The 13,856-nt window shown below is 34.4% G+C and carries 15 protein-coding genes; all 15 read left to right on the top strand.

Annotated features, from left to right (window positions below):
- Nucleotides 1–975: a nucleoid-associated protein gene (locus M1G05_RS03070; RefSeq protein WP_247953079.1), complete on the top strand. Its 975-nt coding sequence runs from the start codon at nt 1–3 to the stop codon at nt 973–975.
- Nucleotides 975–1,589 (top strand): lysozyme family protein, encoded by a 615-nt coding sequence (gene pmp23 / locus M1G05_RS03065; RefSeq protein ID WP_247953078.1) that lies wholly within the window; start codon nt 975–977, stop codon nt 1,587–1,589. Before M1G05_RS03070 ends, pmp23 begins: the two co-directional genes overlap by 1 nt.
- Before the next feature lie 73 nt (nt 1,590–1,662).
- Complete coding sequence (locus M1G05_RS03060) at nt 1,663–2,637, top strand: DUF1002 domain-containing protein (RefSeq protein ID WP_247953077.1); 975 nt, start codon at nt 1,663–1,665, stop codon at nt 2,635–2,637.
- 73 nt (nt 2,638–2,710) lie between these two features.
- On the top strand, nt 2,711–4,069 hold the full coding sequence (gene rlmD, locus M1G05_RS03055) for a 23S rRNA (uracil(1939)-C(5))-methyltransferase RlmD (RefSeq protein ID WP_247953076.1): 1,359 nt from the start codon (nt 2,711–2,713) through the stop codon (nt 4,067–4,069).
- Between the two features lie 197 nt (nt 4,070–4,266).
- Entirely contained in the window at nt 4,267–4,884 is a 618-nt protein-coding gene (locus M1G05_RS03050) for a TetR/AcrR family transcriptional regulator (RefSeq protein ID WP_045611710.1), read from the top strand.
- Between the two features lie 109 nt (nt 4,885–4,993).
- Nucleotides 4,994–5,704, top strand: coding sequence for an ABC transporter ATP-binding protein (locus tag M1G05_RS03045; protein WP_045611708.1), 711 nt, complete (start codon nt 4,994–4,996; stop codon nt 5,702–5,704).
- Nucleotides 5,697–7,256, top strand: a complete 1,560-nt coding sequence (locus M1G05_RS03040; protein WP_247953075.1) for a putative ABC transporter permease subunit — start codon at nt 5,697–5,699, stop codon at nt 7,254–7,256. The genes M1G05_RS03045 and M1G05_RS03040 overlap by 8 nt, the downstream gene beginning before the upstream one ends.
- 18 nt (nt 7,257–7,274) lie before the next feature.
- Nucleotides 7,275–7,496, top strand: a complete 222-nt coding sequence (locus M1G05_RS03035) for a DUF1648 domain-containing protein (RefSeq protein WP_173254376.1) — start codon at nt 7,275–7,277, stop codon at nt 7,494–7,496.
- Nucleotides 7,493–7,834 (top strand): GntR family transcriptional regulator, encoded by a 342-nt coding sequence (locus tag M1G05_RS03030; RefSeq protein ID WP_247953074.1) that lies wholly within the window; start codon nt 7,493–7,495, stop codon nt 7,832–7,834. The genes M1G05_RS03035 and M1G05_RS03030 overlap by 4 nt, the downstream gene beginning before the upstream one ends.
- A gap of 156 nt (nt 7,835–7,990) precedes the next feature.
- Entirely contained in the window at nt 7,991–8,626 is a 636-nt protein-coding gene (locus tag M1G05_RS03025) for a TetR/AcrR family transcriptional regulator (RefSeq protein ID WP_247953073.1), read from the top strand.
- 171 nt (nt 8,627–8,797) lie between these two features.
- Nucleotides 8,798–9,538 (top strand): ABC transporter permease, encoded by a 741-nt coding sequence (locus M1G05_RS03020; RefSeq protein WP_247953072.1) that lies wholly within the window; start codon nt 8,798–8,800, stop codon nt 9,536–9,538.
- A 138-nt stretch (nt 9,539–9,676) separates the two neighbouring features.
- The gene (locus tag M1G05_RS03015) at nt 9,677–10,396 is read left to right on the top strand and encodes an ABC transporter ATP-binding protein (protein ID WP_247953071.1); all 720 of its coding nucleotides are present in this window, start codon (nt 9,677–9,679) and stop codon (nt 10,394–10,396) included.
- Between the two features lie 21 nt (nt 10,397–10,417).
- Nucleotides 10,418–12,100: an ABC transporter ATP-binding protein gene (locus tag M1G05_RS03010; RefSeq protein WP_247953070.1), complete on the top strand. Its 1,683-nt coding sequence runs from the start codon at nt 10,418–10,420 to the stop codon at nt 12,098–12,100.
- 519 nt (nt 12,101–12,619) lie between these two features.
- Nucleotides 12,620–13,096, top strand: coding sequence for a type II toxin-antitoxin system antitoxin PezA (gene pezA / locus M1G05_RS03005; protein ID WP_247953069.1), 477 nt, complete (start codon nt 12,620–12,622; stop codon nt 13,094–13,096).
- Nucleotides 13,096–13,854: a type II toxin-antitoxin system toxin PezT gene (pezT, locus tag M1G05_RS03000; RefSeq protein WP_247953068.1), complete on the top strand. Its 759-nt coding sequence runs from the start codon at nt 13,096–13,098 to the stop codon at nt 13,852–13,854. Before pezA ends, pezT begins: the two co-directional genes overlap by 1 nt.
- Nucleotides 13,855–13,856: the final 2 nt, after the last annotated feature.

The raw sequence follows: 13,856 nt of genomic DNA, 5'->3' as shown, positions 1-13,856 counted from the left end.
ATGGACATTTATATTAAGAAAGCCATTATCCATCAGTTCAGCCCAGATGATACCGAGTTGTTTCTAGCGGATAAGTTTCTCAATATCACTCCAAAAATCGAGGAATACCTGCGTAAAAAAATTGAACGTGTCTATTCAGATGAAGCCAAGACTGGGATTTTCGAAGAAGAAAATCCCTTCTTCAATCACATTACAGACGATTTGTTGGAGACATCAGTAACACTGGCTAATCTCTGGAAAGAAGAGTTCAGTATTTCAGAAAATCTCAAGACCAATGACTTGATTTTCGTGCAATTTTCTAAAGAAGGCGTGGAACATTTCGCTTTCTTGCGAATTGCCCTGCGTGAGACCCTGACCCACCTCGGAGGAGAGGTCGATAATCCAATCAAGCTGACTCAGAATAACCTGCCTGGATTTGGAACGGGTGCTGATGAGGCCTTGGTGGTCAATCTTCAGAGTCGCAAGTACCATCTGATTGAAAAACGCATCAAGTACAATGGGACTTTCTTGAACTATTTTTCAGACAATCTTCTTGCCGTTTCCCCTAAGATTTCTCCAAAGAAATCTATCAAGGAACTGGAAAAAACGGCAAAGCGCATTGCTGAAACCTTTAACACAGATGACTTTCAATTTCAATCCAAGGTCAAATCAGCTATTTTTAACAATCTGGAAGAAAGCAATGAATTGTCACCTGAAAAATTGGCCAACGACGTTTTTGACAATAATCTGACGGCTCGTTTGAGCTTTATTGATCAAGTCAAGGAATCTGTACCAGAGCCTGTTCAATTTGATGAAATTGATGCCAGCCGCCAATTAAAGAAATTTGAAAACCAAAAACTCTCCTTGTCAAATGGAATTGAGCTCATCGTTCCCAATAACGTCTATCAAGACGCCGAGTCTGTTGAGTTTATCCAAAACGACAATGGAACCTACTCTATCTTAATCAAAAATATCGAGGATATCCAAAGTAAATAATGTTTAAACGAATTCGAAGAGTGCTTGTACTAGCAGTCTTCCTTTTTGCTGGCTATAAAGCTTACCGCGTTAACCAGGATGTCAAGCAAGTCATGACCTATCAACCCATGGTGCGAGAAATCTTGAGTGAAAAAGACACCCCAGCAAACGAAGAGCTTGTGCTCGCTATGATTTATACTGAAACAAAAGGAAAAGAAGGCGATGTTATGCAGTCTAGTGAGTCTGCAAGTGGTTCCACCAATACCATCAATGATAATGCTTCTAGCATTCGGCAAGGTGTTCAAACTCTGACAGATAATCTCTATCTGGCCCAGAAGAAGGGGGTAGATGTCTGGACGGCTGTTCAAGCCTATAATTTTGGACCTGCCTATATCGATTTTATCGCCCAAAATGGTAAGGAAAACACCCTAGCACTGGCCAAACAGTACTCTCGTGATACTGTTGCTCCCTTGCTTGGTAACACCACTGGAAAGACTTATAGTTATATTCACCCCATTTCCATTTTTCATGGAGCCGAACTCTATGTAAATGGAGGAAACTATTATTATTCTAGACAGGTGCAACTCAACCTTTACATCATCAAATGTTTTACTCTCTTTTCGACATCTGGCTAGTCCAGGTGTTTTTGTTATAAGTTTTCTTTAAGATAGATATATTACTCTAGAAAGGTAAAGGAGGAAATTCCCTATGAGAAAGAAACTCTTTCTGACCAGTGCTGCGGTCTTGTGGGCAGTAACAGCTATGAATAGTGTCCATGCAGCAACTGATGTTCAAAAAGTCATCGATGAAACCTATGTTCAACCTGAATATGTCCTAGGTTCATCATTGTCTGAAGATCAAAAAAATCAAACCCTTAAAAAACTAGGCTACAATGCCTCAACAGACACCAAAGAACTCAAGACCATGACACCTGATGTCTATTCTAAGATTATGAATGTTGCCAATGACTCTAGTTTACAGTTGTATTCATCAGCCAAGATTCAAAAACTAGGTGACAAGTCGCCACTTGAGGTCAAGATTGAAACACCAGAAAACATCACTAAGGTAACGCAGGATATGTACCGCAATGCGGCCGTAACTTTGGGTGTAGAACATGCCAAAATCACTGTAGCAGCACCTATTCCCGTTACAGGTGAGAGTGCCTTAGCCGGGATTTACTATTCGCTGGAAGCTAATGGAGCCAAGGTGCCACAAGCCAACAAAGATTTGGCTCAAGAAGAGTTGAAGGCTTTGTCCGATATCAATGCTGAAAACAAGGACAAGTCAGGCTATGATGCTAATAAATTAAACGTTGCCCTAGCTGATATCAAGTCAGGACTCGCCAAAGCTAAAGAAAGCAAGGGAAATCTGACGGAGGAAGATATCCGTAAAATTGTTGAAGATACCTTGAAAAATTACAAACTTGATCAGGTTATAACAGGAAACCAAATCAATATCATCATCAATTTTGCTTTGAATCTATCGAAGAGTGATATCCTCAGCAATGCAGACTTCACTAAAACCCTGAATGACCTTAAACAAAGTATTGTTTCACAAGCTGGCGACAGTTTTAAAAATATCAACCTTAACTTTGATGCTGATAAGGCGCTAGAGGACGGCGGCAATTTCCTAAGCTCCCTCTGGCAAGCCATTGTCAACTTCTTCAAGAGTTTTGGTTCTTAAGAAAAATCATGGTATAATAGATGGTAACCGTAACGTTGCCGTCTTTTTTGTCGGTCAATAGAAAGAGAAGAAAATGTTAAAGAAAAATGATATTGTAGAAGTTGAAATTGTTGACTTGACCCATGAAGGTGCAGGAGTGGCCAAGGTGGATGGTTTGGTATTCTTTGTCGAGAATGCTTTACCGAGTGAAAAAATCCTCATGCGTGTCCTCAAGGTCAATAAAAAGATTGGTTTTGGTAAAGTTGAAGAATACCTTGTTCAATCACCACACCGTAATCAAGATTTAGATTTGGCTTACCTGCGTTCAGGAATCGCGGATTTAGGTCATCTTGCCTATCCAGAACAGCTCAAATTTAAAACCAAGCAAGTTAAGGATAGTCTATATAAGATTGCTGGAATTGATGATATAGAGGTTGCTGAAACTTTAGGTATGGAACATCCAGTCAAGTACCGCAATAAGGCGCAGGTCCCTGTTCGTCGTGTGAATGGTGTCTTGGAAACAGGATTTTTCCGTAAGAATTCGCATGACCTCATGCCTCTAGAAGATTTCTTTATCCAAGATCCTGTGATTGATGAGGTAGTAGTAGCCCTACGCGACTTGCTCCGTCGTTATGATTTGAAACCTTATGATGAAAAGGAACAATCTGGCTTGATTCGAAACCTTGTGGTGCGTCGCGGACATTATTCAGGTCAAATTATGGTTATTTTGGTAACAACTCGTCCCAAAGTTTTTCGTGTGGAGCAATTGATTGAACAACTAATCAAGCAGTTCCCAGAGATTGTGTCTGTTATGCAAAATATTAATGACCAGAACACTAATGCTATTTTTGGTAAGGAATGGCGTACGCTTTATGGTCAAGACTATATTACCGACCAAATGTTGGGAAATGACTACCAAATCGCTGGTCCCGCTTTTTACCAAGTCAATACTGAAATGGCTGAAAAACTTTATCAAACAGCCATTGACTTTGCTGAATTAAAAAAAGATGACGTGGTTATTGATGCCTATTCTGGTATCGGGACGATTGGCCTCTCTGTTGCGAAACATGTCAAAGAAGTTTATGGTGTTGAAGTAATTCCAGAAGCGGTTGAGAATAGCAAAAAGAATGCTCAGCTGAACAATATTTCAAACGCCAACTATGTATGCGACACAGCTGAAAACGCTATGAAAAATTGGCTCAAAGATGGGATTCAACCAAGTCTTATCCTAGTAGATCCACCAAGAAAAGGACTCACAGAAAGCTTTATCAAGGCAAGCGCTCAAACAGAAGCAGACCGCATTGCCTATATCTCATGCAATGTCGCAACCATGGCGCGTGATATCAAACTCTACCAAGAGTTAGGATATAAATTGAAGAAAGTCCAGCCGGTGGATCTTTTTCCTCAGACACATCACGTCGAATGTGTAAGCTTGTTGGAGAAACGTAGTTAATCCTCAAAAGGTTCAGTGAACCTTTTGAGTCTAGCAGACGCATCATGTTGAGGCGGTATCACTGCTTGTACGAGCTTAGAAAAAATGTTGACGAAAAATCCTTGGTGTCAAGGATTTTTTTGGTATCCTCAAAAAGGTAATTTTATAATTGACAATTTGTCAGTAGAGTAGTATAATTTATAATCAGGAGGAATAAAATGCGAGATGTAAAAGATCCGGAAATTCGACGTGCTGAGATTATGGATGCTGCTATGCTCCTCTTTATGGAGAAAGGATATGCGAACACAACAACTCAGGATATAGTCGATAAGGTAAATATATCACGAGGTTTGTTATACTATCACTTTAAGAACAAAGAAGATATTCTGTATTGTCTTGTGGAACGTTATTCAGAGAAATTATTGAGAGATATTCATGTGATTGTCAATGATGACGACAAAACTGCTATTGAAAAAATAAGAGCCTTTATAGATGCCACAATAATCTCTACAGATAACGTTTCAGCGGAAGGAACTGAGTTACAAAAGACGGTTGATCTTGAAGAAAATCGTTATATGTTAGATAAGTTATCTCATAAGCTCATTGAAAAACTGACTATATATTTTGAGAGGATAATAAATCAAGGCATCTCAGAAAAAGTATTTTCTGTAAAATATCCATCAGAAACAGCAGAATTTCTGATGACAGCCTATGTTTTTGTTTCAAATAACATAGGTATCATAACTTCAAAGAAAGAACCTGTCAAAGATTACTTGAATGCATTTAAGATAATGCTGGAACAAAATCTAAATACAAAAGGACTCTTTAGCAATTAAAAAAAGATAGAATATTTGTAAAGAGAACTATGTACCGATAGCTAAATCAAAACAAGCTATCGGTATTATTTCAAAACAAGACTGACAAATTGTCAATGGAGACGAAAATATGTTAGAGATAAAGAATTTTAGTAAAAGTTATGGGGATAAGAAGGTTGTGGATAACCTATCTATTTCAGTACAGCCTGGAGATATTTATGGTTTTATTGGAGCAAATGGTGCGGGAAAAACGTCAACGATAAAGGCAGTTGTCGGTATCCATGATTTTGAAGACGGAAGTATAATTATCAACGGTCATTCTATTAAAGAAGAACCTGTTATTTGTAAAAAAATGATGGCGTATATCCCAGATAATCCAGATTTGTATGAACATATGACAGGACTTCAATATATTAATTTTATTGCTGACTTGTTTGAAATTCCTACAAAAATACGCAGGGAGAGAATCCAAAAATACGGTGATTTATTTGATATGACTGAGCATCTTTCGGGGATTATTTCTTCATATTCACATGGTATGAAGCAACGAACAGCCATTATTTCTGCACTTGTACATTCTCCCAAACTGTTGATTTTAGATGAACCTTTTGTTGGGCTAGATCCCAAAGCAACTTTCCTACTAAAGAAAATTATGCATGAGTGTGTTTCAGATGGAGGTGCTATTTTCTTTTCAACCCATGTATTGGATGTTGCGGAAAAATTATGTAATAAGATTGCCATTATCAAAAATGGAAAGTTAATTGCAAGTGGCAATACAGGAGACGTCAAAGGTGATGAATCATTGGAGGCATTTTTTATGGAGGTTCAGGACAATGAGTAACATTTGGATGTTGCTTAAAGCGCAATTGATTAATTTCTTTCCTATTAACGAGATTAGAGATTCAGGAAATAAAAAACAAAGTTCAATGGCTATTGCGAGTTTTGGCATAATAACTCTTTCCTTATTTTGCTTTGTTTATAATATACTAACAGCGAAAACATTGGTACACGTCGGACAGCAGGACTTGATACCGGCATATATGGTCTCTGTATCAAGTTTTTCAATATTATTTTTGACTGTCTTTTATTCGAATGGCATTTTATTTGGCAGTCGAGATATGGAAATTCTCCTATCCTTACCTGTTAAAAGTTCGTATATTATCACCAGCAAGTTCATGTTTATGTACTTATTGAATTTTTTAATAGGCTTGATGTTTATGCTTCCAGGTGGAATTGTATGGGGCTTGAACGGAAGTTTAAACCTCCTACAGATTATATTGTATTTTACTTCTATAATTTTTGCCCCTTTGATCCCCATGTGTATAGCGACATGCATGGGAATCGTTATTGTTGTCGCTTCATCTTTTTTTAAAAGAAAAAATGTTATCTCTCTTATTTTTTCATTTGCGATGTTAGGTATAATTGGATATTTTGCATTATCAGCTATGCAATCAGGTGATGAAAGTAGTATTGGGGTTACTCTGGCTAAGCAAATTACTGGACTGTATCCAATTTCTAGACTATTTATGTCATACTACAATTTTCCAATGTACTATGGGATGGGATTTTATATAGTTCTTTCAATAGTCGTCTTTTATCTATTTGTCAAAATTGCTTCGTTGAAGTATGGACTACTTAATACACTTGCCAATACAAAATCAAGATATGCTAATGACAAAGTATCTTATGAAAGAAAATCGGTATTTTTTGCCTTGTATCAAAAAGAGCTTGGACGATTTTTAAGTTCTTATATGGCAGTCTTGAATGCTGGGCTTGGAGTGATTCTTTTATGTGTCTTTAGTATATGTTTCCTGTTTAATTCTGTAGGGCAAATAGGAAATTCTGCAGGAATTGAAAATATAAATGAGTATCTTTCAAACTTAGCTCCCGTCTTTATTTCATCTATGCTTTCACTCAGTTGTCCAGCAGCTTCATCTATGTCTTTAGAGGGTAAAAATATTTGGATTTTGAAAAGTTCTCCGGTTGAGGTAAGAATGATTTTAAATGCTAAGATAGCTGTCAATCTTACACTTCATTTGATTGGATATATGATTTCTGTATCTGTATTTGTGCTAAAACTAGATATGAATCTCATTCAAGTCACGAACCTAATTATTGTTCCTATATGTTACTCCTTTTTTATAACTGTAATCGGAATTGCATTAAATAAAAAATATCCTAACTATGATTGGGACAGTGAGATGATAGTTGTCAAACAAAGTCTTCCTGTTATTGTAACTGGAATTATTGGTATGATTGCGCTTATTACGCCACTTTTGTTTAATTGGCTGTTTAATCTTCCGATTATATTTGTTTTACAGGTAGTATCAGTAGTTTTATTGATTATTACAATGGGTGTTTATTTAAAAATAAGCAAGTCAAATTTTATCTAGTTAAAGGAGAAAAATAAGATGAAAAACAGACTGATAAAAGATATTTTGGTGTTATTAGTAATGCTAGCTATAATAGTTGTTATTTGTAGATTTCTCCCAGAAAAAGTTCCGATTCATTTCAATGCAAAAGGAGAAGCAGATATGTTTGCAAATAAATACTATCTTCTACTAGCTACAGTTATCCCCTATTCTGCATATTGGAAGTTTGTTAGGCAAAGTGATAATAAAAAGATTAAATGAAACACCATCTATATTTACAAATTGCATCAAAATTAAGAACGACTATTTTAAGAGGTGATTATGCACCTGAACAACAAATTCCTTCAATAAGGAGATTAGCAGAAAACGAGAAGTGTAATCCGGCAACTGTCCAAAAAGCAATGAAAGTTCTCGAAGAACAGAATTTGATTATTAGCTGTGGAACATTAGGATATTTTGTCATAGCAAGCGAGCAAGAAATAAAGGAGTTAAGATATCAAGAATCTAAAAAGCTAGTGAAAATTTTGTTTGAAAAACTTGGTGAGCTAGACTTTTCAGAAGATGAGATTGTCAATTTATTTTTTAGAAAAGATGCTTAGAAGAAGTTGAATGGAAATTTATTAGGATTTTTGTGAAAGTATAGAAAAGCCTTGATTGTAAGGCTTTTTTGCATTTTCCAATAAAGAACTTGACATTATTAGTTACTTCCACTACAATAGAATTACATACCATCGGTATGATAGAAAGGGACTAAAATGGCAAGGAATAGAAACTCATATGAAACTAGAAAAAAAATACTAGAGGTCTCAAAAAATTTATTTTTAGAAAAAGGATTTGATAATACCTCAATACAAGATATAATCGATGGGTTAGGTGGATTGACGAAAGGAGTTATTTATCATCATTTCGAGTCTAAATATGAAATATTGCAATCAATCATTAGCGAAAACAATCAAGAAATTTTAAATTACAATTGGAGAGGAGATACTGCATTAGAAAAAATACAAAATTCTTTGATGGACTCTTTCTCTGATTTTGAACAACAAAGGCTTGTATACTCAGCTTCAATTATGTTAAGAAGCCCACGTTTATTAGGTGAACAGTATTTAAATTTATTTTCTGATTTTTTACCAGGGATTAGAGAAAAAGTTTTCGAAGGTGTTGAAGATAAATCAATTAAAACAGAATATCCAGAAGAGCTAGCTGATTTGATTGTTTTAACTTTGAATATTTGGATTGGGTTCCAAATTTCTATTTATTCAGTAGAAGAATTAAAGCGTAAAATGAAGTTCATTAAACTAACTTTTGAAGGTTTAGGAGTGCAGTTGATTACTGATGAAATGATGGAAGTAATTTTCCAATTATTTGATCACTTAAAAGGTGTCAAATAAATTTTAAGTATTGATATTTTAAAAAATACCATACTCTAGATATGGTATTAAAAATTCCATTATACATACCTTTAGTATGTTTGTTTTTTTGAATTTTACATACCCGAAGTATGTAAGGTTTTTTTTGAATAGTGTAATTAATATTAACAAAATTTTTTGGAGGAAAAATCTATGTTGTCGCTTATTAAAATTGAATTAAATAAAGTTTCAAAATCAAAAATATTTTTTGCTTGGTTGGGTACTATATTGATAATATTAGGCATTACAGGAATCATAATCATGGGGTTAGGTACTGATAATAAACTGGGAGAATTCACTGGACAGGATTCTAATGTTATTAGAGTTACTGGTAAATGGGAAGGTTGGGCAATTGCAACATCATTGTTTGCATCTTTATTTACCAAAGCAGCATTTTTGATTTTTGAATCTTATTTATTGTCTACGATTATTATTGATGAATTTAAACGAAGAACAATTTTTCAGTTGTTTTCCTACCCTGTTTCTAAAATAAAATTATTATGGGGGAAAGTTCTTGCAGTAATTCTGATATCATTTATTGTTCATTTTACTGCACATTTAGTTATTCAATTATTAATTAAATTAGTAGCAGTTTTAACTGAATCAAATTATATACCAGTAGCTAATCAAATGATTAACTTAGCTGGAATTACGTTTGGAACAGTATTAATCGGAATACTACCTTTTGTTTTAGGTATGATTAGGCATTCAATAGCTATAACAATGCTTTCAGGACTTGGTTTAGCAGCGTTACTTTCGAATGTAAGTCCAGGCAGTTTAACTAATAATTTTGTTGATAACGTATTCTTCTTAATATTTGCTAGTTTCATAAGTTTAATGATTGTTTCATTTTCAATTTATACTATTTCAAGAAAAGATATTAATATCAAGTAGTATATCTGAATTTAATGGAAGTAAAATAATAATTTCTTGATGATAACTTTAAAAGAAGAGCCGTATAAATTGGTATTTACACTTCTGAAGAAAAATTTTTGCATTTAAAGCTGTATATAGAGAGAAAGAGAGATAGAAATGGGAAATATTGTTGAAATAAAAGAACTTTTTAAAACAATTGATAAGGAAGAAGTTTTGAGTGGTATCAACCTTCAGATTTCTGAAGGAGAAATCTATGGATTTTTAGGACCAAATGGTGCTGGAAAAACAACGTTAATGAAATGCATGTTATCCTTATCAACTGTTACATCTGGTAGTATTGAAATCTTTGGAAAAAATTTACAAGATCACAGAGAGGAGATTCTAAGTCAGGTTGGAAGTGTTATTGAAACACCAATTTTTTATGATAATTGCACTGCAAAAGAAATTTTAGAAATTCACGCTCAGTATATGGGGAAAAATATTATTGAATCAGATATAATAAGAGCCTTAAGAATGGTCGGATTAAAGAATACAACTAAAAAAGTAAAAGATTTTTCGTTAGGAATGAGGCAAAGGCTTGGTTTAGCTCGTGCCTTTCTAACAAAACCTAAATTGTTAATTTTAGATGAGCCAATCAATGGTTTAGATCCAATAGGAATTCAAGAAATTCGGAATCTTTTGTTGTCGCTTTCTAAGGAGCATGGAATTACAATACTAATATCGAGTCATATATTATCGGAAATTTCACTGATAGCAGATAAAATTGGTGTTATCAAAAATGGAGAAATGCTAGAACAGGTCTCTATGAAAGAGCTTAGGAGAGAGAATATTGACTTAGAAGAATATTTTATGTCACATTTTCTAAATGAAATTTAAGAATTATGAGGTAGATTAGGAATGAAACAATTGACAAAGTACCATAAGAAGTCTTTTTATACTTTCATGATTTTTAATATACTAGTTCCTTTAACTAATATTGCTTTTGCTTATTCTATTAAAATTATAATTGATAGCGGAATGTCCCAAAATAGGGAAGCTCTAACCCAAGCGATACTAATAGGTGCTATCGTAATATTTATCTATGCCAGTCTTAATTTTATATCCCTTCGATTAAGAAATAAACTTGTTAGGCAGATTATGTCAAGATACAAAAATAAGGTGTTTAAATCTATTTTAGATAGGGATTATAGAGAATTTTCTAAGGAAAAATCAGGGAAATTTATTTCAATATTAACTGAGAACATGAAGAAAATTGAGCAGGATTATTTGCACCAGTATTTTAATATTTCAAAAAATATTTCCTTAATGATTTTCTCACTAGTAGCCATGTTTATAGGTAATTGGTTTTTGACCTTATTAGTTATCATTGCTAGCATTATTCCTATGATGATTTCAGGTTTTATTGGACAAAAATCAGCCTCTATACAAAATAGTTCTATGATAGCCGATCAGAAATATTTAGCTAAGGTTAAAGATATTTTAGCAGGGTTTCTAGTTATAAAGAGTTTTAATGTGAAAGAGGCTATCGGTCAAGATTACAAAAACGAAAGCGAAAAATTGGATGAGATATATTTCATCAAAGGGAAATTTGATGTTTTATCTAATGTTATTTCTCAACTTTCAGGGATGATTGTTTTTTTAGTAGCCTTTGGTGGAGGAATGTATCTGGTCTTCGGTGGGCATACCACAATTGGGAGTGTTACAGCTATTGTTCAACTAGTCAATTTTGTTGTAATGCCACTAAATGAAATTGGTATGGGAATGAGTAAATTCCGCGAAGGTCAGGCTACACTGAATTCATTTGAGGTAAAAGATGTAACCGAACTTCAAACTGGTAAAACGAAAGAATATTTTGATGATGTCATTTCTTTTTCAAATGTAGATTTTTCCTACCCTAATGCTGAGGAGAAGATTTTTAATCATTTATCTTTGCAGATCAAAAAGGGGGAAAAAATTGCAATAGTAGGTATGTCAGGCAGTGGAAAATCGACTTTACTCAATCTATTACTGCGTTTCTATGATGTAACAAGTGGGTATATTTCAATTGATAATCAAGATTTGCAAGCTATTTCAGCAGAGAGCCTTTATAACTTAATGACTATTGTTCAGCAAGATGTTTATATCTTTGATGATACTTTAAAAGCAAATATTACCCTTAGTCAATCATTTACTGAAGATGATATAAAAAAAGCTGTACAGCAGTCTGGCTTAGAAAGTTATATTTTAGAAAATGAATTAGGTCTACAAACTTTATGTGGTGAGAATGGATCAAATCTATCTGGGGGAGAAAGACAGAGACTTAGTATTGCGCGTGCTTTAATTCGAAAAACACCAATCTTATTATTAGATGAGGCTACCTCGTCTTTAGATAATAAAATTACTACTGAAATTGAAAATTCAATTTTAGAAATTCAAGATTTGACGGTTCTTGTTGTTACGCATAAGTTAAATAAGAGTATGTTGAAAAAATACAATAGAATTCTTTTTATGAAAAATGGAGTTATTGTTGAAGATGGTTCTTTTGATAACTTGATGGATAGGAAAGGTGAATTTTATAAATTGGTTGAGTTGAGTGTGTAATTCTCTCTCGTTTTATAGTATAATTCTATAAAACACTCTATTACTTTCGTTTTATAATATAGATGTTGACTAGCACCACATGTTGAGGCGGTATCACTGCTTGTTCAAGCTGAGGCATCAGCGAAGTAGAAGTAGATGCTACGCCCATGCGATAGGACTTGTAGAACGAGGTGGGAAACCGACGAAATAATACGCTAAGTCCGAACCGCTGAGTGTATAGTGTTGCTACAATGAAAAAAGGGTGAAATTCCTTGATTTCAAGCTATTTTATAAGCATTTTGTCTTTGTAGATAAAGGCAATTTTGACAACAAAAATCCTAAAAGGTGGATCGTTATAAATGTATTTGAAGATATCGTTTGCGCATCGGAAATATTAATACAAGAATTAATATTTATGGCTCTTTATATGACTTTTTTAGAAGTAAAGTTTAGGATAGAAAAACAAGAAATAACGCACCAAAATTGGTGCGTTCTGCTTTTTTATGCTATAATTGAATTATAAAAATAAAGGAGTTTGTCATGATTGGAAAGAACATAAAATCCTTACGTAAAACACATGACTTAACACAACCCGAATTTGCACGGATTGTAGGTATTTCACGAAACAGTCTGAGTCGTTATGAAAATGGAACGAGTTCAGTCTCTACCGAATTAATAGACATCATTTGTCAGAAGTTTAATGTATCTTATGTCGATATCGTAGGTGAGGAAAAAATGCTCACACCAGTAGAAGATTATCAGTTAACTCTGAAAATTGAAGTGATTAAAGAACGAGGGGCGAATATCTTAGCGCAACTTTATCGTTTACAAGATGAACTAGAAATTGCATTTGATGATGCTAATAATCCTTGGGTTCTAATGAGCGATGATCTTTCTGATTTGATTAATACGAAGATTTATCTTGTTGCAACTTTTGAGGATGTAGAGCGATATAATGGCTATTTGGATGGCATTGAACGTATGCTAGAACAAGCTCGTCATCTGGTGGTGGCTTAATGAAACTAGAAGAATTTAGTCAAGATGATTTTGAACGAGCATCCAAACGACTCGTTCGTTCTTTAACTCGTGGAAAAACAACCTCATCTCAGCCTAAAGCTATTTTGCTCGGTGGACAAAGTGGTGCTGGGAAAACAATGATTCATCGTATTAAACAAAGGGAATTTCAAGGCAATATCATTATCATTGATGGAGATAGTTATCGCTCTTTTCATCCGAACTACCTTGACCTACAGGAAAAGTATGGCAAAGATAGTGTGGATTATACCAAAGTATTTGCAGGTCAAATGGTTGAATATCTCGTAGATGAATTGAGTAAACAAGGTTATCATTTATTAATCGAGGGGACCTTGAGAACAACCGAAGTTCCCCGAAAAACAGCACAATTATTAACAACTATAGGTTATCAAGTCTCGCTTGCACTGATTGCAACTAAGCCAGAATTGTCCTATCTCAGTACATTAATACGTTATGAGGAGCTCTATGCTATAGACCCTAGTCAAGCTAGAGCGACTCCCAAAGAGCATCATGATAGAATTGTAGAACATTTAGTTGACAACTTACGAGAGTTGGAAAAGGATAAGATTTTTAATCAAATTCAAATTTATCAAAGAGATCAATCGTGTGTTTATGATTCGCAAGTAGACAAAACCTCAGCAGCTGAAGTTCTACACGAATGCCTCTTCGGAAAATGGAGTAAGGTGGAGGAAGAGATGATGAAGGTGGGACAGGAACAGTTGAGAGAGCTGGGGGGATAGTT

It is taken from the genome of Streptococcus mitis (genome assembly GCF_023109515.1).
Lineage (GTDB): Bacteria > Bacillota > Bacilli > Lactobacillales > Streptococcaceae > Streptococcus > Streptococcus mitis_CS.
Note: the sequence above shows the minus strand (reverse complement) of the source record. Positions and strands in the feature narration are given on the sequence as shown.

Bases quoted from the DNA above. Each gene is read 5' to 3' on its own strand.
- pezT (WP_247953068.1), top strand. From the start codon at position 13,096: ATGAAACTAGAAGAATTTAGTCAAGATGATTTTGAACGAGCATCCAAA.
- M1G05_RS03050 (WP_045611710.1), top strand. From the start codon at position 4,267: ATGCGAGATGTAAAAGATCCGGAAATTCGACGTGCTGAGATTATGGAT.
- M1G05_RS03020 (WP_247953072.1), top strand. From the start codon at position 8,798: ATGTTGTCGCTTATTAAAATTGAATTAAATAAAGTTTCAAAATCAAAA.
- M1G05_RS03070 (WP_247953079.1), top strand. From the start codon at position 1: ATGGACATTTATATTAAGAAAGCCATTATCCATCAGTTCAGCCCAGAT.
- M1G05_RS03015 (WP_247953071.1), top strand. From the start codon at position 9,677: ATGGGAAATATTGTTGAAATAAAAGAACTTTTTAAAACAATTGATAAG.
- M1G05_RS03040 (WP_247953075.1), top strand. From the start codon at position 5,697: ATGAGTAACATTTGGATGTTGCTTAAAGCGCAATTGATTAATTTCTTT.
- M1G05_RS03060 (WP_247953077.1), top strand. From the start codon at position 1,663: ATGAGAAAGAAACTCTTTCTGACCAGTGCTGCGGTCTTGTGGGCAGTA.
- M1G05_RS03030 (WP_247953074.1), top strand. From the start codon at position 7,493: ATGAAACACCATCTATATTTACAAATTGCATCAAAATTAAGAACGACT.
- rlmD (WP_247953076.1), top strand. From the start codon at position 2,711: ATGTTAAAGAAAAATGATATTGTAGAAGTTGAAATTGTTGACTTGACC.
- M1G05_RS03025 (WP_247953073.1), top strand. From the start codon at position 7,991: ATGGCAAGGAATAGAAACTCATATGAAACTAGAAAAAAAATACTAGAG.
- pmp23 (WP_247953078.1), top strand. From the start codon at position 975: ATGTTTAAACGAATTCGAAGAGTGCTTGTACTAGCAGTCTTCCTTTTT.
- M1G05_RS03010 (WP_247953070.1), top strand. From the start codon at position 10,418: ATGAAACAATTGACAAAGTACCATAAGAAGTCTTTTTATACTTTCATG.
- M1G05_RS03045 (WP_045611708.1), top strand. From the start codon at position 4,994: ATGTTAGAGATAAAGAATTTTAGTAAAAGTTATGGGGATAAGAAGGTT.
- pezA (WP_247953069.1), top strand. From the start codon at position 12,620: ATGATTGGAAAGAACATAAAATCCTTACGTAAAACACATGACTTAACA.
- M1G05_RS03035 (WP_173254376.1), top strand. From the start codon at position 7,275: ATGAAAAACAGACTGATAAAAGATATTTTGGTGTTATTAGTAATGCTA.